The following is a 26,893-nucleotide window of genomic DNA, read 5'->3' as shown; positions in this document are numbered from 1 at the left end:
GCGGCGGTGATCGCCTGGCGGCATCGGCGCAGTATCGGCGAGGTCACTGGACCAGCGCGGCGGCCGACTTGGCGGTGGCGGTGGCGTGGTCGAGGGCGGCGAGGTAGCGCTCGGCGTCCAGGGCAGCCGCGCAGCCGCTGCCGGCGGCGGTGATCGCCTGGCGGCATCGGCGCAGTATCGGCGAGGTCACTGGACCAGCGCGGCGGCCGACTTGGCGGTGGCGGTGGCGTGGTCGAGGGCGGCGAGGTAGCGCTCGGCGTCGAGAGCAGCCGCGCAGCCGCTGCCCGCGGCGGTGATCGCCTGGCGGTAGGTGTGATCCACCAGGTCGCCGGAGGCGAAGACGCCGGGCAGGTTGGTGCGGGTGCTGCGGTCCTCGACGAGCACGTAGCCCTCGTCGTCGAGGTCGACCTGTCCGGTGAGCAGCTCCGAGCGGGGGTCGTGGCCGATCGCGATGAACAGGCCGGTGGCCGGCAGCTCGCGGGTGTCACCGGTGACCGTGTCCCGCAGGGTGAGCCCGGTCAGCTTGTCCTCGCCGTGGATCTCGGCGACCTCGGAGTTCCAGGCGAACTCGATCTTCGGGTCGGCCAGGGCACGGTCCTGCATGATCTTCGAGGCGCGCAGCTCGTCGCGACGGTGGATGATCGTCACCTTGGAGCCGAACCGTGACAGGAAGGTCGCCTCCTCGAGTGCGGAGTCGCCGCCGCCGACGACCGCGATGTGCTGCTCGCGGAAGAAGAACCCGTCACACGTGGCACACCAGCTCACGCCGTGGCCGGAGAGGCGGTCCTCGTCGGGCAGGCCGAGCTTGCGGTAGCCCGAACCCATGGACAGGATCACCGCGCGCGCCGTGAAGGTGCCTTCGTGCGTCTTGACCACCTTGAGGTCGCCGGTCAGGTCGACCTCGATGACGTCGTCGGCCACCAGCTCGGCACCGAACCGCTCGGCCTGCGCCCGCATCTCGTCCATCAGGGCGGGGCCCTGGATGCCGTCGCGGAAGCCGGGGAAGTTCTCGACCTCGGTGGTGTTCATCAGCGCGCCGCCCGAGGTGACCGAGCCCTCGAAGACCAGCGGCTCGAGGCTCGCGCGCGCGGCGTACACCGCAGCGGTGTAGCCGGCGGGGCCGGAGCCGATGATGATCACGTTGCGGGTGGTGGTGTCGTCTGACATCGCGTGTCTGCCTGCTCTCGGAGGGTCTGGTGGCAGAACAGATCCTAGGCGTGCGCCATTCCCGGCGCTGCGCTCAGCGGGGCACCGTCGCCGAGGCCAGCAGCGAGGCGCCGTCGCACGACCAGGCCTCGACCAGCTGCCCGGCGGCGCTCGGCGGCCGGAACACCAGCGCGACCGGTACGCCGTCGAGCACGGCCGGGACCGTCACGGCGTCGGGCGCCGCCGGACCGGCGCACGCGGCGCGCCCTGCCAGGTCCATCGAGCCGTCCGCCGGCACCGGGGTGGACGTCACCGGCGGGGCCCCGACCGCCTTCGAGTCCTTGGAGACATAGCCGCCGGTCGTGCCCGTGGACCCGGACGGTGTCGCCGCGGGCTGTGGCCCGGCGGGGGCCGGCACGTCGCCCACGAAGTCCTCGGCGGAGAGGGTGCGCATCGCGGCCGCGGCGTCCGCGGCGAACTCCCGGCTTCGCAGGCGCGGCACGGCGGCGAGAGAGTCGGCCTCGGGTGCTCGCGGGGTCTGCAGGTCCTGGGCGCCCAGTGGCGCCGACTTGTCGGCGTCCGCCTGGCTGGCCCTGGAAGCCGAGGCGTTGCCACCACCCGAGCCGTCGTGGCCGCTGTGGGCGATGCCGAAGCCGCCGGCCACGATCACCGCGGCTGCCGCGGCGGCGACCATTACACGCCCTGCGCGGCGACGCAGCACGACGACGGAGGCGCGCGGACGGCTCTGGTCCGCACGGCGCTGGTCGCGCAGCGAGCCGAGGGTCTCGTCGAGGCGGGCGGCCACCTCGCCCGGCACCGGCTCGGTCACCCGCGCCTCGGCCAGCAGGCCACGCAGCTCGTCGAAGACGGGGTCGTCGAAGGCAGGCTCGCCGGCAGCGGGTCCGTCGTGGTCGCTCACGCGAGGGCACCTCCTTGCGGCTCGGTCTCCGGATGGATGGTCGGGTTCGGCTGCGGTCCTGGATCGGACGCGCCAGGGGGGTCCGCGGTTCCGGTGACGCCGCTCTCACGCAGCAGGCCGGCGAGCCTCGCACGCCCGCGCGCGCAGCGGCTCTTCACCGTGCCGCTGGGGCAGTCGAGCATCCGGGCCACCTCCTCGACCGGGTACCCCTCGACGTCGACCAGCACCACCGCTGCCTTCTGCTCCGGGCTCAGCTGCTCGAGCGCGGCCAGCAGGACACGGCGGCGCTCTGCCTGCACTGCTCGTGCCTCCGGGTCGGCGTGGGCGGCGTGGTCGTCGGGCGTGGCCAGCACGGCGCCACGGCCGGCGTACTCCTCGAGGTCGTCGGGCAGCGGCTGGGCAGCACGGACCTTGTTGCGGCGCAGCCGGTCGAGACAGGCGTTCACCACGACCCGGTGCAGCCATGTCGTGACCAGGGCGTCCCCGCGGAAGTCCCCCGCCCGCCGGTACGCCGAGATCATCGCCTCCTGGAGGGCGTCGGCCGCGTCCTCCGGGTTGCCGGTCGTGCGCAGGGCGACGGCCCAGAGCCGGTCGCGGTGGCGGGTGAACAGCACGCCGAAGGCGTCGAGGTCTCCGGCGCGGTGCGCGTCGATCAGCTCGGTGTCGGAGAGCTCGTGCTGCGCGGCCGTCATGGGTTCCTCACGAACGGACCGTGACCTCGGCGATCTCCCCGCGGAACCCTCCGGTCGTGGCCGGCAGGCTGGTCAGCCAGACCACCAGGAAGCGCGTGCGCACGGACTGCTCGACGCGCAGCACCGCGGTCGTCCCGTCGGCGGTTGCGGCCGCCAGCCGGCGCGTGTCGGCCAGCTCGGCGGGCGGGTTGTCGATGCCGGGCGGGGTCGCGTACAGCTCGAGGCTGGTCGGCGAGCCGACCAGCTGGACCTGGACCGACCCGACCTCCTGCTCCGAGCCGAGGTCGAGGAGGAGCCCGACGCCACTCTTCAGGCCGCCGAGGCGGGCATCGTCCTTGTAGGTGAGGGTGCGCCAGCCGGTCTCCGGCTTGCCGTCGATGGCGAGCGCGACCTGACCCGGGTTCTCCTCGGGCGGATCACCCTCCGGGTCGAAGTCCCCGGCCTTGACCACCCGGACGGGGCTGCCGGTGAGGGTCGGGCTCGCCGGGGTCGTGTTGGTGGTGGCGGCGGCCGTCGGCTTGTCGTCCTTGCCACGGCCGATGTCGAACGCGACGAACATCGCGGCCAGGACGGCGATGCACAGGGCGACGATGCCAGCCAGCTGGAGCCACGACCGACCCTCCTTGCCGCTGAACCCACCGGTGTCCTCGGGGTCCTCGAACGGCCAGTAGCGCGCGCCGGAGTCGGTGTTGGTGGGCGCGCTCGGAGGAGTCGCGGAGGGCGGGGTCGGGGGCCGCGCGGGCGGCGGCGGTGGTGCTCCGGGCGGCACGCGGCGCTCGTGGTCGGCGAAGAGAGGCCGCTCGGGGAGGTCCTCGAGCGGCGGGGGCGGGGCTGATGGCTGCCAGGGCTCCGGCTCGGCGTGCTCCTCGGTCCAGATCGGCGCCGGCGCGGCCATCGTGGCCTCGGGGTCGAGGTTTGACACCGCCGTGGCGTCGGCCATCGCGTCCGGGGAGGTGTCGGCACCGGCGTCGGGGCTCGGCATCTCCGGCTGGGACTGGGGCACAGGCTCCGGATCGGGGTGCGGTTCCGGGACAGCCGGGTCGTCGTACATGCTCGGGACGTCGACCGGCGCCGCGGCCGCCGGGTCGCCGACGTAGTCGCTGAGCGCGGCGGCGATCTCGTGGGCAGTCTCGATCGGGAGCGCGTGCTGGGCCGCCTCCTTGTGCAGCACCCGGTCGCAGATCGCGTCGAGCGTGCGGGGCACGCCGGCGCGCACCTGGCGCGGCCGCAGCGGCCGCCGGCCGTCACGCGGCGCCTTCGGCACCGCCGACGGGGCGACGCCCGGCCAGCGGCCGGTGAGGGCGGCGTACAGGATGCCAGCGAGGTCGATGACGTCCGCTTCACGCGGCCCGATCGGCCCGTACGCCGGGTGCACCGGCGCGGGACCCTCGAAGGCAGCGTTGACCACGAACCCGATCACCTTGACCGAGCCGGCATCGGTGACCAGCACCGACTCGGGGTTGAGGCGCCCGTGGTGCAGGCCCTGGGCGTGCGCGGCGGCGATCGCCTCGGCGACCTCACGGGTCATCCAGGCGGCGCGCGTCGGCGGCAGCGTGCTGCGCTCGAGCATGATGTCGAGGGAGACGCCCTCGCCCCACTCGTTGATGACCCAGGTCAGCCCGTCGATGTCGTCGCAGTCGAGCACCCGCAGGAAGTGCGGATCGATCACCTTCACCGACCGCCTCGCGGCGTCCAGGACGCCGGGTGCGCGCGGGTCGCTGCTCGGCAGCGCGTGCACCGCGACGCTGCGGGCCAGCACGGTGTCGGTGGCACGCCAGAACCGGGCACCGTCGTGCTCGGAGAGCAGGTCCTCGAGCCGGTAGCGCCCGTCGAGCATGGTGCCGGGGCTGATCGAGCTGGGGGGCACGTTCCTCCTCGTTGGGACGTCTGGGCTCCGGATCATCGTAGGCGGGCCCTGCGTCGCCGGACGGGCTAACGGCCGGCCCGGCGCTTCCCACCGCGCGTCGCGCGGCGCTTGCCACCGCGCCCCGGACGACCACCGCCGCTCCGGCCCGCCCGCCGGACGAGCATCCGGGTGACCTCACTCACCTCGTCGAGCCGCACCATGCGCGCCAGCACGAGGTAGGTGAGCCCGCCGGCGGCACCGACGACCACGACGTGGATGAGCGCGGTGACCTTGTCGTGACCGTCGAGAGCGCCGTGGATGCCGTGGCGGGCGAGCAGCGCGACCAGCGCCGAGGCTCCGACGACCAGGCAGATCCGGACCCCGAAGCGCAGCAGCCGGGCGCCGGAGAGGCCGCCGATCTGCACGGAGAGCTGCCGGAAGGAGAGGGCGGCACCGGCTGCGTAGGCCAGCGCGTAGGCGATGACGAGCCTGGAGGCGGTCTGGGCCGGATCGATGCTGCGGGTCAGGACGACCGCGGCGACGATGTTCACCGACGAGACGACGCACTGGATGAAGAAGACCCTCCGCGTCTGCTCGAGGGCGTAGAAGCCGCGCAGCATCAGGTAGTGGGTGGTGAAGAAGAGCAGGCCGATCGCGAACAGGGACAGCGGTCCGACGTACCGGGTGTAGGTGGCGCTGGAGGACCCGTAGCCCCACACGACGCTCGCGAGGTCGGGGGCTACCACCGGCAGGAGCGCGACCGCGGGCAGCACGAGCGCGTACGTCGAGCGCAGGGTCGAGGACACCGCCTCCCCGAGCCCGCGCAGGTCATGGTCCGCGGCGAGAGCGGACAGCCGCGGCAGCACCGCGGTCGCCAGCGAGACGGTGATGATCGCGTGCGGCACCATCGCGAGCTGGAACGCGTAGGAGTAGACCGTGTAGCCGGTGCCGTTCGCAGACGAGCCGGAGGGCCCGGCGCCCGCGATCGTGCCGTGCGAGGCGATCCGGACCACCACGGTGTAGGCGATCTGGTTGACCACCACGAACAGCACCGTCCAGACCCCGAGCCGGAAGGTGTGCCCCAGCCCGGTGCCGCGGAAGTCGAACCGCGGCCGGAAGCTGAATCCGGCGCGCTTGAGGTAGGGGACCAGGATCAGGAACTGCGCGACGATCCCGAGGGTCGAGCCGAGGCCGAGCAGTGCCTCGGCACCGGGACCGTAGCCGCCGAACCGCTCGGTGCCGTGGGCCGGGCCGACGGTCAGCAGGTAGGTGACCAGCACGAGTACCGCGATCGCGTTGTTGGCGATCGGCGCCCACATCATCGGGCCGAAGCTGCCGCGCGCGTTCAGCACCTGGCCGACCAGCACGAACATGCCGTAGAAGAACACCTGGGGCAGGCAGTAGCGGGCCAGGTCGATGATCGACTCGCGCTGGGCGGCGAACTCGGTGGTGAAGTACTGCGGGTCCAGGAGGATCCGCATCACCATCGGCGCGGCGACCACCAGCACCACCGTCACCAGGAGCAGGAAGGTCGCGGCGAGGGTGATCACCCGGTTCGTGTACGCCGTACCGCCGTCGGCGTCGTTCTTCATCGCCCGGACCAGCTGCGGCACCAGGACGGCGTTGAACACGCCACCGGCCAGCAGGATGTAGAGCATGTTCGGGATCGTGTTGGCGATGTTGAACACGTCGGCGTGCAGCGCCGTCCCGAGCGCCGCCGCCAGCAGCGTGGTGCGCAGGAAGCCACTCAGCCGGGACACGACGGTGCCGGCCGCCATCACCGCGCTGGACCCGAGCACCGACGGCTGTGCCGGCGTGCTCACTGGCCGCGCCAGCGGTGCTCGCGCAGGCCGCGCCGGATCCGGCGCAGGATCATCACGACGAGCAGCCCGCCGGCACCGAGGAGCACACCCCAGATCAGCTTGCCGACCTGGCTGGTCCGCAGGTTGAAGGTCAGCGGCGTCCCGAGCGCGGCGCCCTCGGCGGTCACGGGCGTGAGGGTGACCTCGTGGACGCCGATCGACGACGCCCGCGCCTTCAGCCGCAGCACCGTGCGCTGTCCGGGTGCCATGTCGAGCGGCTTCGGGGTCTGGATGTGCACGTCCGGGCTCGTCTCCGTCGGCCGGATGCCGACGGTGATCGGCTGGTCGAGCTGGTTGACCAGCGTGACCGTCAGCGTGCCCGAGCCTCCCGAGAGGGTGACGAAGTCGGTGCCGACCACCGACACCTTGTCCAGGCGGTCGCGCATCGTCTGGTTCGCCGCGAGCGCGCCCTCCCGCGCCGCCGTCTGGTCGCGGCGGGCGTGGTAGCTGACCGCGCTGAGCGCGATCCCGGTCAGCTCGCGCTGCACGTCGTTGGTGCTGCGGAGCAGCTGTCCGGCGACGCTCGCGGTCGAGACGAGCAGGCGGGCCGCGGAGACGTTGACGAGACCGACCTCGGCGCGCCGCTCGGCCGCCGGGTAGCCCAGTGCGGCGTCGAAGGTCGGGGTGCTCTCCACGGGTGCGCGGCCCAGCTGGACCAGGTCGAGCCACGGGAGGTCGAGGCCGCCGAAGAAGTCGGCCGCCTGCCAGTTGGCGCCGGGGTCCCAGTCGTCGGGGAGCTCGACGACCATCGGGCCGGTCGACCCCGGCTGCCGCCGCAGGGCGGCGTCGGAGACGATCCGCTGGCGCACCTCCAGCGCGTCGAGGGCCGGAGTCGGTCCGGGCCCGCCGGCCGCCGCCTGCGCGTCGGTGAAGACGAGGTCCTGCTGCTCCGGCGTGCGCCACTGCGTGCGGGTGCGGGGCGCCGCGTGGTCGGAGACCAGGACCATGGTGTCGGCGGGGATGGAGCCCAGCGCGGCGTCGTCGAGCCAGCCGCTCGCCGGCGCGACCGTCGGCAGGGCGTCGACGCCGAGCCGCTTGAACGCTGCCGCCGACTCTTTCGCGGCCACGTTGAGCAGCGGCGGTCGGCGTCGGGCGAGCGAGGCGATGTCGGGATCGGCGTACCCGAGGCCGAGGACCGTCTGGAGGCTCGAGGCCTGCTTGACCTGGGCGAGCCAGCGCGCCGCGTTGGCCCGGTCGCTCGGCCCGAGCCGGTCGAACGAGCGGCTCGGGTCGGCCGTCGGACTCCCACCGTCGCTCGGTGACGAGGTGGGCTGCCCGGCGGCCGCCTCGCCCAGCGAGAGCTCGGGATTGTCCGCCGCGACGGAGCCGACTGCGTCGATCACGGCGGGATCCACCAGCATCGTGGCCGGTACGCCGCCGGCCGAGCTCAGCAGTGCCGCGATCCGCTCGAGCCGGCCGTCGTCACCGAGCGTCGTCGACCAGGCGGTGGTGTCGAGCAGGCGGCCGACCCGGTCACGGCGTACCCGCTCGCGGAGCGGGAACACCAGCGACACCGACGTGGTGGCGTCCGGCGCGACGAGCGGGATGAAGGTGCGCGCCCGGCCTCCCACCTCGCGGCCGGCCGCGTGGTCGCCGAGGGCGTGCACGCCGATCCAGTACACGCCGGGCGCCGACAGGTGGAGGTCCTTGACCTTCAGCGAGATCCGGAACGGCATGCCCTGGCCGGGCACCAGGTCGCCGATGGGGTCGAACTGGCCGGGACCGATGAGCCGGTCACCGACCTCGACGCCCGGATCGGACGAGGCGGCAGAGGTCAGCTGCTCGCGCTCGGTCATCGGCTGGCCGCTGACGAACGGGTGGACGTTGATCGCCGACCAGATCTCGTCGGAGTCGTTGCGGACGGTGCCGGCCAGCACGATGCGGCCCTTCGCGGGGATCGTCGAGGGCGTCAGCTCGGTCAGCTCCACGGTGAGCGGAGTCGCGGCCACCTGGCCGGCGGCTGCGGCCTCCCCGGGCTGCAGCAACGGCAGCACGGAGGCCACCATGAGCGCAGCCAGGGCTGCGGCCATGGTGCGGGGGAGACTCACACGGCGATGCTAACGGCGGCAACCGGGCCCGACTCGGCGGCCGGGCCGCCGATAGAGTGACCTCTCGTGCCCGAAGAGCCGGCTGCCGAGCCCTTGAACATGTCGCAGGCGCAGACCCGCGCAGTCCAGGAGCTGCTGCGGATCGCGCCGGTCGTCGACGACCTCGGCGCGCGGTTCGCCGAAGCGGGTGAGGAGATCGCGCTGGTCGGTGGGCCGGTGCGCGACGCCATGCTGGGCCGGCTGCACAACGACCTCGACTTCACCACCTCGGCGCGTCCCGACGTGACCGAGCGCCTGTTGAAGGGCTGGGCCGACGCCGTGTGGGACATCGGTCGGGAGTTCGGCACGATCGGCTGCCGCCGCGGCGAGTACCAGATCGAGATCACGACGTACCGCTCGGAGAAGTACGACCGGTCGAGCCGCAAGCCGACCGTCGACTACGGCGACTCGCTCGCCGGCGACCTGGGCCGGCGTGACTTCACCGTCAACGCGATGGCGGTGTCGCTGCCCGGACGCACCTTCGAGGACCCGTACGGCGGGATCGTCGACCTCGCGCACGGAGTGCTCCGGACGCCGGGTCGTCCCGAGGACTCCTTCGACGACGACCCGTTGCGGATGATGCGGGCCGCGAGGTTCGCCTCCCAGCTGGGGTTCACGGTCGCACCCGAGGTGCGGCAGGCGATGACCGACATGGCCGAGCGGATCACGATCGTCTCGGCCGAGCGCGTCCGCGACGAGCTGGTCAAGCTGGTCTGCTCCCCGCGGCCCCGCGCCGGACTGACCCTCCTGGTGGAGACCGGGCTGGCCGCGCAGGTGCTGCCGGAGCTGCCCGCCCTCGCGCTCGAGCGCGACGAGCACCACCGGCACAAGGACGTCTACGAGCACACCCTGACCGTGCTCGAGCAGACCATCGACCTGGAGGGGCGGCTGCCCGGCGGCGGCCCCGACTTCACGGCCCGGTTCGCCGCGCTCATGCACGACGTCGGCAAGCCCGGCACACGGAGGTTCCAGCCCGACGGCACGGTGACCTTCCACCACCACGACGTGGTGGGCGCGAAGCTGGCCAAGCGACGGATGCAGGCGCTGCGGTTCTCCAGCGACGAGATCGCGGCGGTCACCCGGCTCGTCGAGCTGCACCTGCGGTTCCACGGGTACGGCGAGGGCCAGTGGACCGACTCGGCGGTGCGGCGCTACGTCCGCGACGCCGGTGAGCTGCTGCCGTGGCTGCACGTCCTGACGCGGGCCGACTGCACCACCCGCAACCAGCGCAAGGCCGAGCGGCTGCGGCGCAGCTACGACGAGCTCGAGGGGCGGATCGGCCGGCTCTCGGAGGAGGAGGAGCTCGCCTCGATCCGGCCGGACCTCGACGGCAACCAGATCATGGAGATCCTCGGGCTCCCGGCGGGCCCGCAGGTCGGCGCGGCGTACCGGTTCCTGCTGGAGCTGCGCCTTGACGAAGGTCCGATGACCTACGAGCAGGCGCGCGACGCGCTGCTGCGCTGGGCGGCCGAGAAGGGCTGAGCGCTACTCGTGCTGGTGGTCCTCGGCGACCGCGTCGAGGTCGAGCTCGCGGACCCCGTGGATCAGCTGCTCGAGCATCGGTGCGGGGAGAGCGCCGGGCTGGGAGAACACCAGGTTGCCCTCCTTGAACGCCATCAGGGTGGGGATCGAGGTGATCTGCGCGGCGGCCGCCAGCGACTGCTCGGCCTCGGTGTCGACCTTGGCGAAGACGATGTCGGGGTGCTGCTCGGAGGCCTGCTCGAAGACCGGGCCGAACTGCCGGCAGGGCCCGCACCAGGCAGCCCAGAAGTCCACCAGCACGATGTCGTGCCCGGTGACGGTCTCCTCGAAGTTCTCCGCGCCGATCGCGATCGTGGACATGGTCGTTCCTTCCCGGTGAGGTCGACGCGCTCAGCGCGTCCCTGGCAAAACGGTGCGCGGGAGGCGAGTATTCCGCCCCCTCACGGTGTCCTAGGGTGACGGCATGTCCCCCCGCCGGCTCATCGTCTTCGCCGTGGGCTCGCCGTACGCGTGGGACGTCGTGGAGTCGGTACGCCGCAACGGCGACGAGCCGGTCTGCATGGACAACCTGGGCGGCGCCGACCCCCGCCTGCCCGGGCTCACCGGGTCCACCGAGCCGGGACCGTTCGTGCTGGGCCTCTCGTCCGCCGAGCACCGCCCGACCGCCGCACGCGCCGCACGGGACGCCGGCCTCGGGGAGCCTGCCGTCCTGGTCGATCCGACGTCCGCAGTCGCGTCCACCGCGACGCTGGGGCACGGCACGTATGTGAACGCCGGCGCCGTCATCGCCTCGCACGCGACGATCGGGTGTCACGTGAACGTCAACCGGTCAGTGTCGCTGGGCCACGACAACGAGATCGGGTTCGCCGCGTCCTTCGGCCCCGGCGCGGTGCTTGCCGGGGGCGTGCGCGTCGGCTCCACGGCGTTCGTCGGAGCGGGGGCGACCGTGCTGCCGGAGGTCGCCGTGGGCGTGGGCGCCGTCGTCGGTGCCGGAGCAGTGGTCACTCGCGACGTCGCTGCGGGCGAGGTCGTGGTCGGCAACCCGGCCCGGGTGGTGCGCACCCGAGAGGTCGAGGAGCAACGGTGCCCGCACTGCTGAGCGCCCTCGACCGGCCGGCGCCGATCGTGCTGGCGCCGACCGGCATGGTCCCGACCCGGGCGATGACGCCGCACGTCCCGCTCACCCCCGAGGAGATCGCCCGTGACGTGGCCGCTGCCGCAGCGCTGGGCATCACCTCGGTGCACCTGCATGCGCGTGACGCCGACGGCGCGCCCACCTGGGACCGCGAGGTCTACGCGCGGATCGTGGGCGCGGTCCGCGACCGCGTGCCGGACGTCCTGATCAACGTCAGTACGAGTGGCCGCACGTGGTCGGAGCTGGAGAAGCGCGCCGACTGCCTCGCGCTGGACGGCGACCTCAAGCCCGACCTGGCATCGCTCACGCTCTCGAGCCTGAACTTCCTCGGGTCGGCCTCGGTGAACGCCCCGGACATGGTGCGCGGCCTGGCCACGATCATGCGCGACCGGGACATCGTCCCCGAGCTGGAGATCTTCGACCTCGGCATGGTCAACGTGGCGCACGTGCTGCGCAAGGAGGGCCTGGTGCCCTCCACGGCCGTCGCGAACCTGTTCTTCGGCAACATCGCCGGGATGCAGGCCAACGCTGCCGAGGTCGGCCTCGCGGTCGAGCGGCTGCCCGACGGCCTCCTGTGGGCCGGCGCCGGCCTCGGGGACTTCCAGCTCACGGCACAGTCGCTCGCGGTGGCCGTCGGGGGCGGCGTCCGGGTCGGTCTGGAGGACGGCATCTGGTACGACCGGGCACGCACGACCCTGGCCACGAACGAGTCCCTGGTCGAGCGCGTGCATCGCCTGCTCGAGGTGCACGACCGGCGGATGATGACCCCGGCCGAGCTGCGCGCGCACCTGAGCGGCCCCACGTGAGGGTGCCGGTGGCCGCGCCGACCAGGATGCAGCCGCAGGAGGCGGCGGCCGTGCAGCGGGCCGCCGCGGAGGTCATCGCCGGCACGCAGTGGGTGCTCGGCGACCGGGTCGCCCGGTTCGAGTCCGAATTCGCGGCCTACCTCGGCGCCGCGGCCGACTCGGTGGTCGGGGTCGGCAACGGCACCGACGCGCTGGTCGTGGCGATGACGGCCCTCGAGCTGCCGCAGGGAGCCGGCGTGCTGGTCGCCGCCGACGAGGGCGGGTACGCCGCGACGGCTGCCCGGATCGCCGGACTGGTGCCGGTCCCGATCGACGCGGGTGCGCAGGGACCCACCGTCGAGACCGCGGAGGCGGGGCGCACCCCCGACGTGGCCGCGCTCGTGGTGACCCACCTGCACGGCAACGCCGTACCGATGAGCGAGCTGGACCGCTGGCGCCGGGCCCACGGGCTGCGCCTGATCGAGGACTGTGCGCAGGCCCACGGCCTGCGCGTCGACGGGCGGCACGTCGGTGGGACCGGCGACGCCGCGACCTTCAGCTTCTACCCGACCAAGAACCTCGGAGCCGTCGGAGACGGCGGCGCGGCCTGGTTCGCCGACCCGGCGGTGGCCGACCACGCCCGGGCGCTGCGCCAGTACGGCTGGGGCGAGCGCTTCCGGGTCGAGCACCCCCGCGGCCGCAACTCGAGGCTCGACCCGATCCAGGCCGCAGTGCTGTCGGCGCGGCTTCCCTTCCTCGACGAGCGCAACGCCCGGCGGCGCTCGATCGCCGCCCGGTACGCCGAGCGCGTCGAGCTGCTCGGCGACCCGGCCGCGACCGTCGCCCACCACGCCGTCGTGCTCGCCGACGACCGCGACGGCCTCGCTCGGGGTCTCGCGGAGCGAGGAGTCGACAGCGCCGTGCACTATCCGTGGCTCGTCACCGAGATGCCCGGCCTGCACGTCGCCCCTGCCGCGACACCTGGCGCGCAGGCCCGGCGCGACCGGATCCTCAGCCTGCCGTGCTTCCCGGAGCTGACCGACGTGGAGGTCGACACCGTCTGCGCGGCGCTCGACGAGCTGGTCCGATGAGAGCCGGGGACGACGCGGAGCTCTTCGACGACGCGCGCGGCAGCCTCCTCGCCGTGGAGCTCGCCGACCTGGGGTTCCCGGTCCGGCGTGTCTTCGTGGTCACCGGCGTCGAGGGTGGCGTCGACCGCGGCGACCACACCGTTCCCTGTGCCGAGGCGGTCGTGCTGCTGTCGGGGTCCGCGTGCTTCCGGACCACCCTGAAGGCCACGGGCGAGGAGGTGGAGGCACGGCTCGAGCGACGCGGCCAGCGGCTCCACCTGAGCCCCGGCGACCACGTGCGCTACCGGCTCGCGGACGAGCACAGCGTCATCCTGGTGCTCGCCGAGGAACCCTACGAGCAGGATCCGGCGGAGCGACCGTGAGCGTGCGCGCATCGGTGGTCATCCCGTGCCACAACAAGCCGACGACGTTGCCCCTCACGGTCGACACCGTCCTGCGCCAGTCGATCGCCGACCTCGAGGTGCTGCTGCTCGGCGACGGTGTCACCGACGAGGTGCGCGAGGTGGTCGACGCGCTCGTGCGCACGGACCCGCGGGTCCGGTTCCTGGACTTCCCGAAGGGTCCCCACCACGGCGAGCGCTACCGGCACGACGCCGTGGTGTCGGCACGGTCCGACGCGATCTTCTACCTGTGTGACGACGACCTGCTCCTCCCCGACCACGTGGCCGACCTCCTCGACCTGTTGCAGGGTGCGAACCTGGTGCAGAGCCTGAACGGCTACGTCCGCCCCGACGGCAGTCTGGGCACGTACGCCGCCGACCTCGCCGACCCGGCGTCGGTCGAGCCGATCCTCGACGAGAGGCTGGGGTTCAACTCGGTCAGCATCACCGGCACCGCCCATCTCAGGAGCTTCTACCTCGAGGCCGCGGAGCACTGGGAGACGACCCCGGCCGGCCAGTGGCCCGACCACCACCAGTTCCGCAAGATGATGCGGCACCCGGGCTTCCGGGGCGCGACGTCGCGACGGATGACCGCCCTGCAGCTGCCCACGAGCGGTGACGGCCGCGACGCCTGGACCGACGAGGAGCGACGTGCCGAGCTCCAGCGCTGGCACGACCTCGTCGTCGTACCGGGTGCCCAGGAGGTCATCGACGGGCTGCTGCATCGCGCGGCACTCGCCGAGCTCGCCGAGCTCCGGCCCAGGGTCTCGGCGCAGGCGGCACACGTGCACGACCTGAACATCGAGGTCGCCCATCGCACCGCGATCGCCGAGGACCTCGACGCCGAGGTGACCCGGCTCCGTGGCCGGGTCCGCCGTCTCGTGCGGCGGCGCAGGCGGCTGCGCGCCGAGCTGACTCGCCTGCGTTCGTCCCGCTCGTGGCGGCTCACCGCGCCGTTGCGTGCGGCGGGCCGTGCCCTCACGCGCGGACGTCCCCCCAGCGGGTGAGGGCCCAGTCCTCGCCGTCGACCACCAGCTCGGCCGACTCGCCGTTGTCGAGGCGATGGCGGTCGGCGAAGCTCGGCGTGACGTTGCGCGCGACGCTCGGCAGGGCGATGCAGGCGGCGATCTCGTGGACGACCACGACGACGGTCTCACCGCGGTGCACGTCGGCGATCTCGGCCAGCGTGCCGGCGTACCGGGCCACCACCTCGGCACCGCTCTCGCCGCCGGCGAACCTCGCCTCGAGGTCGCCTTCGAACCAGCGGTCGGTGACCTCGCACATCGCGGCCACCGAGAACGGCTGACCGTCGAGGTCGCCGACGTCGATCTCCCGCAGCGTCTTGCGGTTGGTCACTCCGACGCCGAGGCGGCCGGCCACGATCTCGGCGGTCTGCACGGCACGGGCGGAGTCGGAGGACCAGACGTGGGCGATCCGCCTAGCCTGGAGCGCCTCGGCGAGCCGCGCCGCCTGGGCGCGCCCGTCGGCGGTCAACGTGCCGCCCTCGTCGGAGAACACGGCGTCGACGTACTCCGCGTCTGCGTGCCTGGCCACCACCAGGGTCGCGGGGCACATCAACGAGCTCACGCCCGGCATCGTAGGCAGACTCCGATGCCGGGCGTGAGAGGCGTGAGAAGACTGCGTCAGGTCGCGGGCGTCACCGGCTCGTTGTTGAGCACCCGGAAGGTGTACGCCGCACCGGCGAGGACCACCGGGACCGCGGCGAGCAGCCCGACCAGGCACAGGATGGCGCCGATGACGAGCACGACGATGCCGAGCAGGTAGAACAGGATCGTCTCTCCCACCTTCGAGGTCGTCAGCGAGACGCTCGCCTTGATCGCGTCCATCGGGGCCATGTCCTTGTCGACGACGTAGAACATCGCGAACAGGGTCAGGAAGCCGACGATCAGCCCCGGCAGGTAGCACAGCAGCGTCCCGACGAAGGTCGCTCCGGCGACGAGCGCCGCCGTCACCACGACGTTCGGCCTGGTGGCGTAGCCGAAGACGTCGCCGGCGTTGACCTCCTTGCCGTCGACGACGTTGAGGGCCGACTTGATCAGGCCGGCGCCCAGCAGCTGGCCGATGAAGCTGGCCACCAGGCCGCCGAGCGCGCTGACGAAGATCGTGGTGAAGAAGCCCGGTCCGCACTGACCGGCGAAGTCCTGGCCCAGGACGGTCCGTGTGCAGTCGTGGGTGCCCAGGAGCGCGCCGCGCAGGATGATCTGGATGACCACGTCGACGACGATGAGCACGACCAGGACCAGCAGCGCCGGCACCAGCAGCGTCGCCGGGCTCTTGGTGAACTTCGCCCAGCCGTACTGCATGGCGGCCATCGGGCTGTAGGCACCGCCCGACGCCGGCGGGGCGCCGTAGGCAGGCGGGGGCGGCGGCGGAGGCATCGCCCCGCTCGGCGGTGGCGGAGGTGGTGGGGTCGGCGCGGCCGGAGGCGGTGGCACGTCCCCGCCGGGTGGCGGAGGCGGAGTCGCACCCGGGTTCGGATCCTGCGGCGGAGAGGTGTCATCGCTCATGTTCGACACCGTAGTGACCGCGGGGCACCCCGGCTATCCACCGCGCGGCCCCTTTACATCGTTGAAATTGGTCGGACCCCGGGCCTCTGGCCCGGGGTCCGACCCCACCGATGATCAGTTTGCGCACGTCGCCGGATCTTGGCCCGGCGTCGTGGCTTCGTTCCTCAGCGCTCCACGTCGCCCGGGTTTCGACCCGCCGTCGCGGCTTCGTCCCTCAGCCGCGGGCTCGCTCAACCTGCGGGCGGTACGCGGAGCGCTTCGTTCCTCAGCGCTCCACGTCGCCCTTGATGAAGGCCTCGACCGAGGCGCGGCCCTCGTCGTCGGGGCGCTGCACCGGCGGGGACTTCATCAGGTAAGACGACGCGGAGAGCAGTGCGCCCCCGATGCCGCGATCCTTGGCGATCTTGGCGGCGCGGATCGCGTCGATGATGATGCCGGCGGAGTTCGGCGAGTCCCAGACCTCGAGCTTGTACTCGAGGTTCAGCGGCACGTCGCCGAACGCGCGACCCTCGAGGCGCACGTAGGCCCACTTCCGGTCGTCGAGCCACTGGACGTAGTCCGAAGGACCGATGTGCACGTTGCGGTCCTGGATCTTGCCCGCCAGCGAGCCGGTGAGGTTGGAGGTGACCGACTGCGTCTTGGAGACCTTCTTCGACTCGAGGCGGTCGCGCTCGAGCATGTTCTTGAAGTCCATGTTGCCGCCGACGTTGAGCTGGTAGGTGCGGTCCAGCGCCACGCCGCGGTCCTCGAACAGGCGGGCCATCACCCGGTGGGTGATCGTCGCGCCGACCTGGCTCTTGATGTCGTCACCGATGATCGGCACGCCGGCGTCCTCGAACTTCTTCGCCCAGACCGGGTCGGAGGCGATGAAGACGGGCAGGGCGTTCACGAACGCGACTCCGGCGTCGATCGCGCACTGGGCGTAGAACTTGTCGGCCTCCTCCGAGCCCACCGGCAGGTAGGAGACGAGCACGTCGACCTGCGCGTCCTTCAGCGCCTGGACGACGTCGACCGGGTCCGCGTCGGACTGCTCGATGGTCTCGAGGTAGTACTTGCCGAGCCCGTCGAGGGTGTGCCCGCGCTGGACGGTGACGCCGGTCGGCGGCACGTCGCAGATGCGGATCGTGTTGTTCTCGGAGTTGGTGATCGCGTCGGAGAGGTCGAAGCCGACCTTCTTCGCGTCGACGTCGAACGCCGCGACGAACTCCACGTCGGAGACGTGGTAGTCGCCGAACATCACGTGCATCAGACCCGGGACAGAACCCTCCGGGTCAGCGTCCTTGTAGTACTCCACGCCCTGGACCAGGGAGCTGGCACAGTTGCCCACTCCCACGATTCCTACGCGAACCTTCGCCATCGGTTCTCCTCCTGGATTGCTGGTTTCAACTGATTTCGGTGGTCTCCGCCGGGGTGGCCGGAGGAGGCGCTGGGGTTGTCGCCGGTGTCGGCGTCGGGGTGGCGGCCGGTGCCTTGACCGCCGCCGGCCTCGCGGGCCGGGCCGGGACGCGAGGCGTCGCGGGCTGCCTGGTCCTGCGCGCCGCCTTCGGCGCTGGGGTGGCCGTGCCGGCCGCACGTCGGGTGCCGGACCGGTCGGCGTTGGTGCGCTCGGCCTCGATCAGCTCGGTGAGCCAGCGGACCTCGCGCTCGACCGACTCGATCGAGTGCCGGCGCAGCTCGCTCACGTAGCGGTCGTCGCCGCCGCCGCCGTACAGGCTGCTGGTCCGGTCGAGCCGCTCCTGGAGTCGTGACCGGCGCCCCTCGAGGATGCGCAGCCGGACGCCGGCGTCGGTGCGGGAGAAGAACGCGAACCTCATGTTGAAGGTCTCGTCCTCCCACGCCGCGGGGCCCGCCTCGGTGATCTCGGTGGAGAAGAACTCGATGCCGGCCGGCGTGATCTGGTAGACGATCCGCTGCCGCCGCGACACGGCGTTCGAGGTGGCGACCTCGGTGATCCAGCCCGCGCGCAGCATCCGCTTGAGCGCGGGGTACAGCGAGCCGTAGGAGAGCAGCCGGGTCCAGCCGAGCAGGAGGTTCAGCCGCTTGCGGAGCTCGTAGCCGTGCAGCGGGGTCTCCTGCAGGAGCCCGAGCACCGCGAGCTCCAGCGTTGCACCCTTGCGTGGCACGACAGCGGCTCCAGTGTCTTCGGCATGGATCCGAGATCCGGTGACGTCTCGGTTGGTTCTATCGCGCAAACATATCGCAACGATATATCGACGTCGAATTCAAACCCCTCCCAGCACCGCCCCGAGATGGATCCGCCGGGGGTACGCCGTACCCTCGTGGTGTTCTGACCACAGGTCGACCCCGACTTCCCCCTGGAGCCAACCCACGTGAGTGCCGACACGCCGCGGCCCGGTTCGAGCGGTCCCAAGAAGGCGGCAGGCGGCCGCTCCAGCGGTAGGCCGAAGAGCCGCCGCGCGACCGGTCCGAAGAAGCAGCTGACCCCCCGGGAGCGGATCCGCAAGGCGCTCAAGTACGCACTGATCGCCGGCCTGGTCGGCGCGCTGGTGCTGGTCGCGATGTTCTACATCGCCTACCGGGCCACCGACATCCCGAGCGAGAACGCCGCGTTCCAGGCGCAGACGACCAAGGTCTACTACGCCGGCGGCAAGGGCGAGATCGGCCGCTTCGCCACCCAGAACCGCGAGTCGATCCCGCTCGCCGATGTCCCGAAGACGATGCAGGACGCCGTGGTCGCGGCGGAGGACCGCACGTTCTGGACCAACAAGGGGATCGACCCGAAGGGCATCATCCGGGCGGCCTTCTCGAACGCGAAGGGCGGCGCCACCCAGGGTGCCTCGACGATCACCCAGCAGTACGTCAAGATCCTCTACCTCAGCCAGGAGCGCACCTTCAAGCGCAAGATCAAGGAAGCCTTCCTCTCGCTGAAGATCCAGAAGAAGTACTCGAAGTCGGAGATCCTCGAGGGCTACCTCAACACCATCTACTTCGGGCGCGGCGCGTACGGCGTGCAGGCGGCGGCGAACGCGTACTTCGGCATCCCCGCCAAGAAGCTCGACGCCTCGCAGAGCGCGATGCTCGCCGCGGTGCTGAACTCGCCGAACTACCTGAGCCCCGACCGCAGCGACGCGTCGCGCGAGGCGCTGCAGCGTCGCTACGACTACGTGGTGTCCGGGATGGCCTCGATGGGCGCGATCCCCGACTCCGACGCGGCCGAGATCTCCGGGAAGCTGCCCGAGGTGAAGAAGCAGGCGGCGAGCAACACCTACGGCGGCCAGAAGGGCTTCATGCTCGACATGGTCAAGAAGGAGCTGATCGCGCTCGGGTTCACCCAGGAGCAGATCGACCAGGGCGGGCTCCGCGTGACCACGACCTTCACCAAGAAGGCGATGGACGCAGCCCAGCAGGCGGTGGAGGAGGTCGCGCCCGACGGCGTCAGCAAGCTGCACCCGGCGGTGGCGTCGGTGGACGTCAAGACCGGCGGCGTGCTGGGCTTCTACGGCGGCCAGGACTACCTGAAGAGCCAGCTGAACTGGGCCACCACGGCGCTGCCACCCGGATCGGCGTTCAAGGCCTACGCGGTGGCGGCCGGGATCAAGGACGGCTTCAGCCTCAAGGACACGTTCGACGGCAACTCGCCCTACCGGTTCCCCGACGGCTCCACGGTCGTCAACGAGGGCGAGGGCACCGGCCAGAACTTCGGGTCCCACGTCAGCCTCACGACGGCGACCGAGAAGTCGATCAACACCGCGTTCGTCGACATGACCCAGTCGATGACCGACGGCCCGCGGCAGATCGCCGACATGGCCCAGTCGCTGGGCGTGCCGACGGTTCCCGAGGACTTCGTCAACGCCCGCATCTCTCTCGGTGGCGACCCGGTCAGCCCCGTCAACATGGCCAACGCGTACGCCGGCATCGCCGACGGCGGCGTGCACCACAAGACCTTCGTGATCTCCAAGGTGACCAAGGCCAGTGACGGCAAGGTGCTCTACACCGCGCCGCTCAGCACCGACCGGGCGGTGAGCGAGGACATCGCCGCCGACACCAGCTACGCGCTCCAGCAGGTCGTCAAGTCGGGCACCGGAGCGGCGGCGCGCGGGCTGGGCCGCCCCGCAGCCGGCAAGACCGGCACGGCGACCAACGACGACAAGCGGGTGATCACCTCGTGGTTCGTCGGCTACACCCCCCAGGTCGCGACGGCGGTCACCTACTCGCACGGCACCGGCTACAAGCCGATCGACGAGGGCTACCTGCCGCGCGGGTACTTCGGGGCGACGTACCCGGCGGAGACGTGGACCGCCGCGATGAAGCTGCTGATGGCCGACGTGCCCGTCGAGGAATTCCCGCCGCCCGCCAACCTGGACGGCAAGGCGCCGACGACGGGCCACGACCCGTACACGCCGCCCCCGCCGAAGCCGACTAAGACCAGGACGACGAGCGCCCCGCCGACGACGCAGGCGCCGCAGGAGCCGGTGGCCAACGGCGTCTGCGACCCGGCATGGGGCTTCCCGCAGGACCCGGACTGCCCGAACCCGAACCCACCGACTCCGACCGACACGCCGACCTGCGGGGGCATCCTCAACCCCTGCACCACGCCACCGGGCGGTGGCGGCGGCGGGCCGGGTGGCGGCCGGGTCGCCTCCGAGACCTACAGCCGGCTGGAGTAGGCACCTGTCCGAGCCGACCCGCGAGGACCCGGTCGCCGCTGCCCTGAGCGAGGTGGTCGGCGGTCCGGTCGGGGACCGTGCCCGGCCGCACTCGTGGTGGACCCCGGTGCGGGTGCTGCTCGCCGTCTACACGATCGTCTTCGGCCTCGGCCTGGTGCAGAAGTACCCCTGCGGCGAGACCAACTGGTCCAACGAGTCGGTCCGCTACGCGAAGATGTGCTACTCCGACGTGCCCTACCTCTACACCGCGCGCGGGTTCGCCGAGCAGCACTGGCCGTACTCAGGGTCGTTCGGCCGGTACGACGTGATGGAGTACCCGGTCCTGATCTCGTACTTCGCCTGGGGAGCCTCCAAGGTCACCGCGCTGATCCCGTCCGGGCCGTCACAGGCCGTGCGCGAGGCCACGCCGGTCGCGCGGCTGTGGGGCCTGCCGGGGATGAACAAGGAGGTCAACACCTACTTCCTGGTCACTGCCGTGCTTCTCTTCGTGTGCGGCATCGGAGCCGTGCTGTTCCTCGCCGGCGCCAGCCCCGGACGGCCGTGGGACGCGATGGCGTTCGCACTGTCCCCGGTGCTGATGGTCTCGGCCCTGGTGAACTGGGACCTGCTGGCCGTCCTCTTCACGGCCGGAGCGCTGTGGGCCTGGGCCCGGGGCAGGCCGGCGCTCGCCGGCGTCATGGTCGGACTCGGGGTGGCGGCCAAGCTCTACCCGCTGTTCCTGCTGGGCGCCTTCCTGGTCGACGTGCTGTGGACCGACGGGCGGGAGCGGCGACGACCCGACCTCTGGGCGCGGGCCGCCGTGGGCGCGGGCGTGGCCTGGCTGCTGGTCAACCTGCCCGCCCTGGCGGGTGGGGCGTCGCAGTGGAAGGTCTTCTGGAGCTTCAACTCCGGACGCGGCGCGGACCTCGGCTCACTGTGGCTGGTCGCCGGCCAGCTCGGCCTGCACAGCGACGCCCACCGGATCAACGTGGTCTCCGGGGTCGTCTTCGGCCTCGCCTGCGTCGCCATCCTGGCCCTCGGGCTCAGCGCGCCGCGCCGGCCCGGGGTCGCGCAGATCGCGTTCCTCGTGGTGGCGGCGTTCCTGGTCGTCAACAAGGTGTACTCCCCGCAGTACGTGCTCTGGCTGCTCCCGCTCGCGGCGCTGGCGCGGCCGCGGTGGCGCGACCTGCTGATCTGGCAGGCCTGCGAGCTCGCCTACTTCGCCGCGGTCTGGATCTACCTCGGTGGCTGGCTCGCGCCGTCGTCCGGGGACGACCCCACGGCGTACCAGCTCGCGATCGTGGTGCGGGTGCTCGGCGAGCTGTACCTGATGGCGCTGGTGGTGGCCGACATCCGCAACGGCACCGGCACGCAGCGCTCAGCTGACCTCGACCCGGTCGAACGTCGTCGCGGTGAAGCGCACCCGCACGTCGACCTCCTCGCCGGTGGCCGGCACCTCGGCCCCTGAGGGCAGGAACAGCATCGACGCCTGCATGTGCGGCGGCTCGGCGAAGTAGCGGGCCTTGCCCGCGACGGTGTACGGCGACTTGACCATCCCGAGGGCGTCCAGGCCTCCTCGCGCCAGCGTGGCGGCCCGTGCCCGGACGCTGCCCTCGCCGGTCGGCGCCTCGAGCCCGATGCCGTGGGCGGTGCCGCCCGAGACGACCAGCAACGTGCCGGTGCGAGGCACCGCGCGACCCCGGTAGCCGAACTGCTCCCCGCGCTCGACCGGGTGGGAGTCCAGCACCCTGGCGGTGACGCGCAGCGCGCCACGGTCACCGAGCCACAGGTCGGTGCCGACGCGCGGGCGGAACTCGAAGTCGGGGTACTCGGTGGCGAGCTCCGCCAGGTCGGCGCCGCCGAGGTGCGAGACCCACACGCGCGCGCCGCGGCCGTCGAGCTTGTCGAAGCCCGCCGCGACGACGTCGGTCATCAGCTGCCTCGCCTCGGCGAGGTTCTCGCCCTGGTCGAGCGGCAGGTGGATCGAGACGCCCTCGACGCGCACTCCATGTCCCGCCAGGGACGCGGCCTCGCGGAGGCCGCGTGCGGTGAAGCCGTGCCGCTTCATCGAGGTGAGCCGCTCGAGCGCGACCCGCGGCCGGCCCGGAGCCTGCACCAGCGCCTCGAGGTCCGAGAGCCGACCGACGGTGTGGATCACCCGCTCGTCACCCGTGTGGTCGGTGGCGTCACCCCACGGACGCCAGGGTGAGAGGACCAGCAGGTCGCCGTCGAAGCGCTGCGCGACGTCGTCGAGCTCGGCGTACGTGCCGACCGCGAGGGTGTCGCAGCCGAGGCCGAGACCGGCGAGCCACTGGGTCCTGCGGGCGAGGCGGCCGTTGCCGAAGCCGTAGCCGTTGCCCTTGGCGACCGGGACGAGACCCGGGCCGGCGGCGGCCACCCGGCGCAGGTGCGCGCGCCAGCGCTCGCCGTCGACGTGGAGGACCAGGCTCACGCGCGCCTCCTGACGTAGAGCTCGAAGGCCTTGTAGATCGCCCGGTTGAGCGGGAGGTCCCACTCCCCGGCGTACTCGATCGCCTCGCCGCCGGTGCCGACCTTGAACTGGATCAGGCCGACGTGGCCGTCGTCACCGGCCAGGGTGTCGGTGATGCCGCGCAGGTCGTAGACCTCGGCTCCCGCGGCGATCGAGTCGCGGATCATCTGCCACTGGACGGCGTTGGAGCCGCGCACGTCGCGCTTCTCCGTCGAGGAGGCGCCGTAGGAGTACCAGGTGTGCGCGCCGACGCGGATCCAGATCGTCGCGGCGACCAGGTCGCCCTCGTGATGCGCGAGGTAGAGCCGGATGCGGTCCTCCTCCTCCGCGCCCAGGGCGGCGAACATCGTCTCGAAGTAGGCGAGCCGGCGCGGGGTGAAGTGGTCGCGCTCGGCGGTGTGCGCGTAGAGGGCGTGGAAGGCGGGCAGGTCTGCGGGCGAGGCGGCCGAGACGACCACGCCGGCCTTGGCCGCCTTCTTGATGTTGCGCCGCCACTGCTGGTTCATCCCGGCGAGCACGTCGTCCTCGGAGCGCTGCTTGCCGTCGGCGTCGCGCAGTGGGATCCAGAAGTTGTACTGCGGCTGACCCGCGGCGAACGCGCCGGACACGCCCTGGGCGCGCCAGCCCAGCTCGCGCAGCTGGGACACGACCTTCGCACCGGCCTGGCTGCGCTCGGTGGGCGCCAGCGAGGTGAGGCTGGTGACGGAGTCGTCGGCGATGCCCTCCTTGACCTGGGCGGCGCTCCACCGACGGGTCACGACCGGCGGACCGATCCGGATCGCGAACGCTCCCCCGGCGGAGAGGTGGGCCGCCATCGGCACCAGCCAGGCGGCGAGGTCGTCGGTGTCCCAGTCGATCACCGGGCCCTCGGGGAGGTAGGCCAGCGAGCGCCGGATCACCGGCGGCTGCCGGTGCAGCACGAGCGCGACCCCGACCAGCTCCCCGCTCGGTGAGCCGGGCAGCGACCAGCCGATCGACTCGGCCCGCCACTCCTGCTTCACCTTCGCCCACGCAGGTGTCTGCAGGAAGCTGGCCGACTCGCGGGTCCGCAGGAACGCGAGGTGCTCCTCCGCGCTGATGGTGCGTACGGCGAGGGGCGAGGTCACGTCGGCGAGCCTAACGGCCGCCGATGACCGGCTCAGAGCCGCTCGCGCAGCCAGTCGAAGTCGGCACGGTGCTCGGCAGGGCCGCCCGGCGTCTCGCAGATCACCGGTGCACCCGCCGACCGGACGACCGCAGCGAGCTCGTCCGGGTCGATCTCGCCGTTGCCGAAGCTGGTGTGCCGGTCGGCACCGGATCCGAAGGCGTCGCGGCTGTCGTTGGCGTGCACCAGGTCGATCCGGCCGGTGAGCGCGCGGATCCTCTCGACCGCGTCGGCCAGCGCGATGCCGCTCGCCCACGCATGGCAGGTGTCCAGGCAGAAGCCGACCTGATCGGCGCCGGCCGCTGCGGCGATCGCCTCCCACACACCGGCGATCCGGTCGAGGTGGCGGGTCATCGCGTTGTCCCCGCCGGCGGTGTTCTCGATCAGCACCGGCACCTTCAGGTCGGTCGCCTCGACGGCCTTGCGCCAGTTGTCGAAGCCCTTGGCAGGGTCGTCGTCCTTGTTGACGTGGCCGCCGTGGACGATCAGGCCCTTGGCGCCGATCTCGGCGGCGGCGTCGACGTGCTGCTGGAGGAGCTTGCGGCTGGGGATCCGGATCCGGTTGTTGGTGGTGGCGACGTTGACGATGTACGGCGCGTGCACGTAGAGGTCGACCCCTGCCGCCTCGGCGTCGGTGCGCAGCCCGGCCGCCCCGCCGGCGTACCGGAACTCCGGGCCCTTGTAGCCCTGCGGGTCGCCGAGGAAGAACTGCACGAGCGTCGTCCCGCGCGCCTTCGCCTCCGCGATCGGGTCGTCCTGGGCGACGTGTGCTCCGATGGCGATGTCCATGGACCCACCCTAGGAGCCGACGCGGACAGCCCCGAGACAGCCCGGACGAGGGCGACCTTGTGGGACCTGTGGACCACGATTTCCCTGCCGGCCGGTCGCGTTGTTACCCTTGCCCGTCGCTCCCCGAGGGGAGCTCCTCCTGTCACGGAACGTCCGTGGCCGCCTGAGTCCGAAGGAGGTAGGCCACTTGCGTGCCTACGAACTGATGGTGATCCTCGACCCCGAGCTCGAGGAGCGCACCGTCGCCCCGTCGCTCGACACGTACCTCAATGTCGTCCGCAACGACGGCGGCAGCGTCGAGAACATCGACATCTGGGGTCGCCGTCGCCTCGCCTACGAGATCAACAAGAACGCCGAGGGCATCTACGCCGTCGTGTCGCTCCAGGCCGAGCCGGCCACGGTCAAGGAGCTCGACCGTCAGCTCACGCTGAACGAGTCGGTGCTCCGCACTAAGGTCATTCGTCCCGACGCCCACTGATCCAGCGCAGCGTCGCCCGAGCATCAGATCCAGGAGGATTCCATGGCTGGCGAGACCGTCATCACCGTAGTCGGCAACCTGACCGGCGACCCCGAGCTCCGGTTCACCCCGTCGGGCGCGGCTGTCGCGAACTTCACCATCGCCTCGACTCCGCGCACCTTCGACCGGCAGACCAACGAGTGGAAGGACGGCGACACGCTGTTCCTGAACTGCTCGATCTGGCGCCAGGCGGCCGAGAACGTCGCCGAGTCCCTCCAGAAGGGCATGCGCGTGGTCGCGCAGGGCCGCCTCAAGGCGCGCTCCTACGAGACCCGCGAGGGTGAGAAGCGCACCGTCATGGAGCTCGACGTCGACGAGGTCGGCCCGAGCCTGAAGTACGCCACCGCCAAGGTCACCCGGGTCACCCGGGGCAGTGGCGGCGGCGGGTTCGGCGGCGGTGGCGACGACCCGTGGGCCAGCCAGCCGGCCGCTCCCCAGCAGGGCGGCGCACCGGCCGGTCAGGCCTGGGGCGGGCAGCAGGGTGGCGGCGCCGCCCCGCAGCAGGGCGGCGCACCGCAGGGCCAGCCGGCCCAGGACCCGTGGGCCGTGCCCGGCGGGGCCGAAGAGCCGCCGTTCTGATCCATCGCAACACCTCCGGAGGTGGCGACAGCCTCGACCTCCGGACCATCCAGCAAGCCCACCATTCCGGCATCAGCCGGGCTCACTGAAAGGGAGCACCACAATGGCCAAGGCAGTCATGCGCAAGCCCAAGAAGAAGGTTTGCCAGTTCTGCAAGGACAAGGCGTCCGGAGTCGACTACAAGGACACCAACCTGCTGCGCAAGTTCATCTCCGACCGCGGCAAGATCCGCGCGCGCCGGGTGACCGGCAACTGCGTGCAGCACCAGCGCGACGTCGCCACGGCGGTCAAGAACGCCCGTGAGGTCGCGCTCCTCCCGTACACCTCGACGGCTCGCTGAGAAGGGGGCAGGAGATGAAGCTCATCCTCACCCAGGAGGTCACCGGCCTCGGTGCCCCCGGAGACGTCGTCGAGGTCAAGGACGGCTACGGCCGCAACTACCTGGTCCCCCGTGGTCTCGCGATCGTGTGGACCCGTGGCGGCGAGAAGACCATCGAGTCGATCAAGAAGGCCCGTGACTCGCGGGCCGTGCGCGACACCGACCACGCCGCCGAGGTCAAGGCCAAGCTCGAGTCCTCGACGTTCCAGGTCAAGGTCCGCGCCGGCGAGGGCGGCCGCCTGTTCGGCGCCGTCACCACCGGCGACATCGCCTCGGCGATCGCCGACGCCGGTGCCGAGGTCGACAAGCGCACGATCGTGGTCGCCAACCCGATCAAGTCGCTCGGTGCGCACACCGTCACCGTGAAGGTGCACGACGACGTCGAGGCGCAGGTCAGCCTCAACGTCGTCCCCGCCTGACCGCAGCTCGGAATT

General features: G+C 71.9%; 27 protein-coding genes. 12 read left to right on the top strand and 15 right to left on the bottom strand.

Features of this window, described 5'->3' with window-relative positions:
• Nucleotides 1-43: 43 nt before the first annotated feature.
• From ACVW00_RS20720 to ACVW00_RS20690, 7 genes are all read right to left on the bottom strand, one after another.
• Nucleotides 44-190, bottom strand: coding sequence for a hypothetical protein (locus ACVW00_RS20720; RefSeq protein ID WP_457112788.1), 147 nt, complete (start codon nt 188-190; stop codon nt 44-46).
• Nucleotides 187-1,167 (bottom strand): thioredoxin-disulfide reductase, encoded by a 981-nt coding sequence (gene trxB / locus ACVW00_RS20715; RefSeq protein WP_457112787.1) that lies wholly within the window; start codon nt 1,165-1,167, stop codon nt 187-189. Before trxB ends, ACVW00_RS20720 begins: the two co-directional genes overlap by 4 nt.
• 73 nt (nt 1,168-1,240) lie before the next feature.
• On the bottom strand, nt 1,241-2,065 hold the full coding sequence (locus ACVW00_RS20710) for a hypothetical protein (protein WP_457112786.1): 825 nt from the start codon (nt 2,063-2,065) through the stop codon (nt 1,241-1,243).
• A complete protein-coding gene (sigM, locus tag ACVW00_RS20705; protein ID WP_457112785.1) occupies nt 2,062-2,757 on the bottom strand; it encodes an RNA polymerase sigma factor SigM in 696 nt (231 codons plus the stop codon). The genes ACVW00_RS20710 and sigM overlap by 4 nt, the downstream gene beginning before the upstream one ends.
• A gap of 7 nt (nt 2,758-2,764) precedes the next feature.
• Nucleotides 2,765-4,624, bottom strand: a complete 1,860-nt coding sequence (locus tag ACVW00_RS20700; RefSeq protein WP_457112784.1) for a hypothetical protein — start codon at nt 4,622-4,624, stop codon at nt 2,765-2,767.
• A gap of 65 nt (nt 4,625-4,689) precedes the next feature.
• Entirely contained in the window at nt 4,690-6,426 is a 1,737-nt protein-coding gene (gene murJ / locus ACVW00_RS20695; protein ID WP_457112783.1) for a murein biosynthesis integral membrane protein MurJ, read from the bottom strand.
• Complete coding sequence (locus tag ACVW00_RS20690; protein WP_457112782.1) at nt 6,423-8,513, bottom strand: DUF6049 family protein; 2,091 nt, start codon at nt 8,511-8,513, stop codon at nt 6,423-6,425. The genes murJ and ACVW00_RS20690 overlap by 4 nt, the downstream gene beginning before the upstream one ends.
• 99 nt (nt 8,514-8,612) lie before the next feature.
• On the opposite strand from ACVW00_RS20690, the gene ACVW00_RS20685 reads away from it, so the two are divergent.
• Nucleotides 8,613-10,034 (top strand): CCA tRNA nucleotidyltransferase, encoded by a 1,422-nt coding sequence (locus ACVW00_RS20685; protein ID WP_457113151.1) that lies wholly within the window; start codon nt 8,613-8,615, stop codon nt 10,032-10,034.
• Nucleotides 10,035-10,037: 3 nt separating this feature from the next.
• On the opposite strand, the gene trxA is transcribed toward ACVW00_RS20685, so the two are convergent.
• On the bottom strand, nt 10,038-10,394 hold the full coding sequence (gene trxA / locus ACVW00_RS20680) for a thioredoxin (protein WP_457112781.1): 357 nt from the start codon (nt 10,392-10,394) through the stop codon (nt 10,038-10,040).
• A gap of 103 nt (nt 10,395-10,497) precedes the next feature.
• On the opposite strand from trxA, the gene ACVW00_RS20675 reads away from it, so the two are divergent.
• Genes ACVW00_RS20675 through ACVW00_RS20655 form a run of 5 tightly spaced genes read left to right on the top strand, consistent with a single transcriptional unit; the run spans nt 10,498 to nt 14,432 of the window.
• The gene (locus ACVW00_RS20675; RefSeq protein WP_457112780.1) at nt 10,498-11,133 is read left to right on the top strand and encodes a hypothetical protein; all 636 of its coding nucleotides are present in this window, start codon (nt 10,498-10,500) and stop codon (nt 11,131-11,133) included.
• Nucleotides 11,118-11,975 carry a 3-keto-5-aminohexanoate cleavage protein gene (locus ACVW00_RS20670; protein WP_457112779.1) on the top strand — a complete coding sequence of 286 codons (858 nt, stop codon included), beginning with the start codon at nt 11,118-11,120 and terminating at the stop codon, nt 11,973-11,975. The genes ACVW00_RS20675 and ACVW00_RS20670 overlap by 16 nt, the downstream gene beginning before the upstream one ends.
• On the top strand, nt 11,972-13,045 hold the full coding sequence (locus ACVW00_RS20665; RefSeq protein WP_457112778.1) for a DegT/DnrJ/EryC1/StrS family aminotransferase: 1,074 nt from the start codon (nt 11,972-11,974) through the stop codon (nt 13,043-13,045). Before ACVW00_RS20670 ends, ACVW00_RS20665 begins: the two co-directional genes overlap by 4 nt.
• Nucleotides 13,042-13,407 carry a WxcM-like domain-containing protein gene (locus ACVW00_RS20660; protein ID WP_457112777.1) on the top strand — a complete coding sequence of 122 codons (366 nt, stop codon included), beginning with the start codon at nt 13,042-13,044 and terminating at the stop codon, nt 13,405-13,407. The genes ACVW00_RS20665 and ACVW00_RS20660 overlap by 4 nt, the downstream gene beginning before the upstream one ends.
• A complete protein-coding gene (locus ACVW00_RS20655; protein ID WP_457112776.1) occupies nt 13,404-14,432 on the top strand; it encodes a glycosyltransferase family 2 protein in 1,029 nt (342 codons plus the stop codon). Before ACVW00_RS20660 ends, ACVW00_RS20655 begins: the two co-directional genes overlap by 4 nt.
• Here ACVW00_RS20655 and ACVW00_RS20650 read toward each other — a convergent pair.
• The 4 genes from ACVW00_RS20650 to ACVW00_RS20635 all read right to left on the bottom strand — a co-directional run bounded on the left by ACVW00_RS20650 (nt 14,404) and on the right by ACVW00_RS20635 (nt 18,076).
• Entirely contained in the window at nt 14,404-15,012 is a 609-nt protein-coding gene (locus ACVW00_RS20650) for a histidine phosphatase family protein (protein WP_457112775.1), read from the bottom strand. The genes ACVW00_RS20655 and ACVW00_RS20650 overlap by 29 nt on opposite strands.
• A 56-nt stretch (nt 15,013-15,068) precedes the next feature.
• Complete coding sequence (locus tag ACVW00_RS20645; protein WP_457112774.1) at nt 15,069-15,953, bottom strand: hypothetical protein; 885 nt, start codon at nt 15,951-15,953, stop codon at nt 15,069-15,071.
• Between the two features lie 265 nt (nt 15,954-16,218).
• Nucleotides 16,219-17,310 carry an inositol-3-phosphate synthase gene (locus ACVW00_RS20640; protein ID WP_457112773.1) on the bottom strand — a complete coding sequence of 364 codons (1,092 nt, stop codon included), beginning with the start codon at nt 17,308-17,310 and terminating at the stop codon, nt 16,219-16,221.
• Between the two features lie 25 nt (nt 17,311-17,335).
• Nucleotides 17,336-18,076, bottom strand: coding sequence for a PadR family transcriptional regulator (locus ACVW00_RS20635; protein WP_457112772.1), 741 nt, complete (start codon nt 18,074-18,076; stop codon nt 17,336-17,338).
• Nucleotides 18,077-18,283: 207 nt separating this feature from the next.
• On the opposite strand from ACVW00_RS20635, the gene ACVW00_RS20630 reads away from it, so the two are divergent.
• The gene (locus ACVW00_RS20630) at nt 18,284-20,581 is read left to right on the top strand and encodes a transglycosylase domain-containing protein (RefSeq protein WP_457112771.1); all 2,298 of its coding nucleotides are present in this window, start codon (nt 18,284-18,286) and stop codon (nt 20,579-20,581) included.
• Nucleotides 20,582-20,633: 52 nt separating this feature from the next.
• Nucleotides 20,634-22,028 carry a glycosyltransferase family 87 protein gene (locus ACVW00_RS20625; protein WP_457112770.1) on the top strand — a complete coding sequence of 465 codons (1,395 nt, stop codon included), beginning with the start codon at nt 20,634-20,636 and terminating at the stop codon, nt 22,026-22,028.
• Here the strand turns inward: ACVW00_RS20625 and ACVW00_RS20620 are convergent.
• From ACVW00_RS20620 to ACVW00_RS20610, 3 genes are read right to left on the bottom strand one after another with little or no spacing between them, the layout of a single operon-like run.
• Entirely contained in the window at nt 21,939-23,012 is a 1,074-nt protein-coding gene (locus ACVW00_RS20620) for an alanine racemase (RefSeq protein ID WP_457112769.1), read from the bottom strand. The two genes, ACVW00_RS20625 and ACVW00_RS20620, sit on opposite strands and share 90 nt — an antisense overlap.
• Nucleotides 23,009-24,157 carry a lipid II:glycine glycyltransferase FemX gene (locus ACVW00_RS20615; protein WP_457112768.1) on the bottom strand — a complete coding sequence of 383 codons (1,149 nt, stop codon included), beginning with the start codon at nt 24,155-24,157 and terminating at the stop codon, nt 23,009-23,011. The genes ACVW00_RS20620 and ACVW00_RS20615 overlap by 4 nt, the downstream gene beginning before the upstream one ends.
• A gap of 32 nt (nt 24,158-24,189) precedes the next feature.
• A complete protein-coding gene (locus tag ACVW00_RS20610; protein WP_457112767.1) occupies nt 24,190-24,984 on the bottom strand; it encodes a deoxyribonuclease IV in 795 nt (264 codons plus the stop codon).
• A 187-nt stretch (nt 24,985-25,171) separates the two neighbouring features.
• Here ACVW00_RS20610 and rpsF point away from each other — a divergent pair, with 187 nt between their 5' ends.
• The 4 genes from rpsF to rplI all read left to right on the top strand — a co-directional run bounded on the left by rpsF (nt 25,172) and on the right by rplI (nt 26,878).
• Entirely contained in the window at nt 25,172-25,462 is a 291-nt protein-coding gene (rpsF, locus tag ACVW00_RS20605; RefSeq protein ID WP_457112766.1) for a 30S ribosomal protein S6, read from the top strand.
• A gap of 42 nt (nt 25,463-25,504) precedes the next feature.
• The gene (locus ACVW00_RS20600) at nt 25,505-26,080 is read left to right on the top strand and encodes a single-stranded DNA-binding protein (RefSeq protein ID WP_457112765.1); all 576 of its coding nucleotides are present in this window, start codon (nt 25,505-25,507) and stop codon (nt 26,078-26,080) included.
• A 103-nt stretch (nt 26,081-26,183) separates the two neighbouring features.
• Nucleotides 26,184-26,420, top strand: coding sequence for a 30S ribosomal protein S18 (gene rpsR / locus ACVW00_RS20595; protein ID WP_457112764.1), 237 nt, complete (start codon nt 26,184-26,186; stop codon nt 26,418-26,420).
• Nucleotides 26,421-26,434: 14 nt separating this feature from the next.
• The gene (gene rplI, locus ACVW00_RS20590) at nt 26,435-26,878 is read left to right on the top strand and encodes a 50S ribosomal protein L9 (protein ID WP_457112763.1); all 444 of its coding nucleotides are present in this window, start codon (nt 26,435-26,437) and stop codon (nt 26,876-26,878) included.
• The last annotated feature ends 15 nt before the right edge of the window (nt 26,879-26,893 follow it).

Source organism: Marmoricola sp. URHA0025 HA25 (assembly GCF_054059435.1).
This window is presented reverse-complemented; position numbering and strand designations above follow the sequence as displayed.

What these genes read in the sequence shown, in the direction of transcription:
- ACVW00_RS20610 (WP_457112767.1), bottom strand. Translation starts at nt 24,984, where the DNA reads ATGGACATCGCCATCGGAGCACACGTCGCCCAGGACGACCCGATCGCG.
- ACVW00_RS20660 (WP_457112777.1), top strand. Translation starts at nt 13,042, where the DNA reads ATGAGAGCCGGGGACGACGCGGAGCTCTTCGACGACGCGCGCGGCAGC.
- trxA (WP_457112781.1), bottom strand. Translation starts at nt 10,394, where the DNA reads ATGTCCACGATCGCGATCGGCGCGGAGAACTTCGAGGAGACCGTCACC.
- ACVW00_RS20675 (WP_457112780.1), top strand. Translation starts at nt 10,498, where the DNA reads ATGTCCCCCCGCCGGCTCATCGTCTTCGCCGTGGGCTCGCCGTACGCG.
- ACVW00_RS20685 (WP_457113151.1), top strand. Translation starts at nt 8,613, where the DNA reads ATGTCGCAGGCGCAGACCCGCGCAGTCCAGGAGCTGCTGCGGATCGCG.
- ACVW00_RS20640 (WP_457112773.1), bottom strand. Translation starts at nt 17,310, where the DNA reads ATGGCGAAGGTTCGCGTAGGAATCGTGGGAGTGGGCAACTGTGCCAGC.
- ACVW00_RS20600 (WP_457112765.1), top strand. Translation starts at nt 25,505, where the DNA reads ATGGCTGGCGAGACCGTCATCACCGTAGTCGGCAACCTGACCGGCGAC.
- ACVW00_RS20645 (WP_457112774.1), bottom strand. Translation starts at nt 15,953, where the DNA reads ATGAGCGATGACACCTCTCCGCCGCAGGATCCGAACCCGGGTGCGACT.
- rpsR (WP_457112764.1), top strand. Translation starts at nt 26,184, where the DNA reads ATGGCCAAGGCAGTCATGCGCAAGCCCAAGAAGAAGGTTTGCCAGTTC.
- trxB (WP_457112787.1), bottom strand. Translation starts at nt 1,167, where the DNA reads ATGTCAGACGACACCACCACCCGCAACGTGATCATCATCGGCTCCGGC.
- rplI (WP_457112763.1), top strand. Translation starts at nt 26,435, where the DNA reads ATGAAGCTCATCCTCACCCAGGAGGTCACCGGCCTCGGTGCCCCCGGA.
- sigM (WP_457112785.1), bottom strand. Translation starts at nt 2,757, where the DNA reads ATGACGGCCGCGCAGCACGAGCTCTCCGACACCGAGCTGATCGACGCG.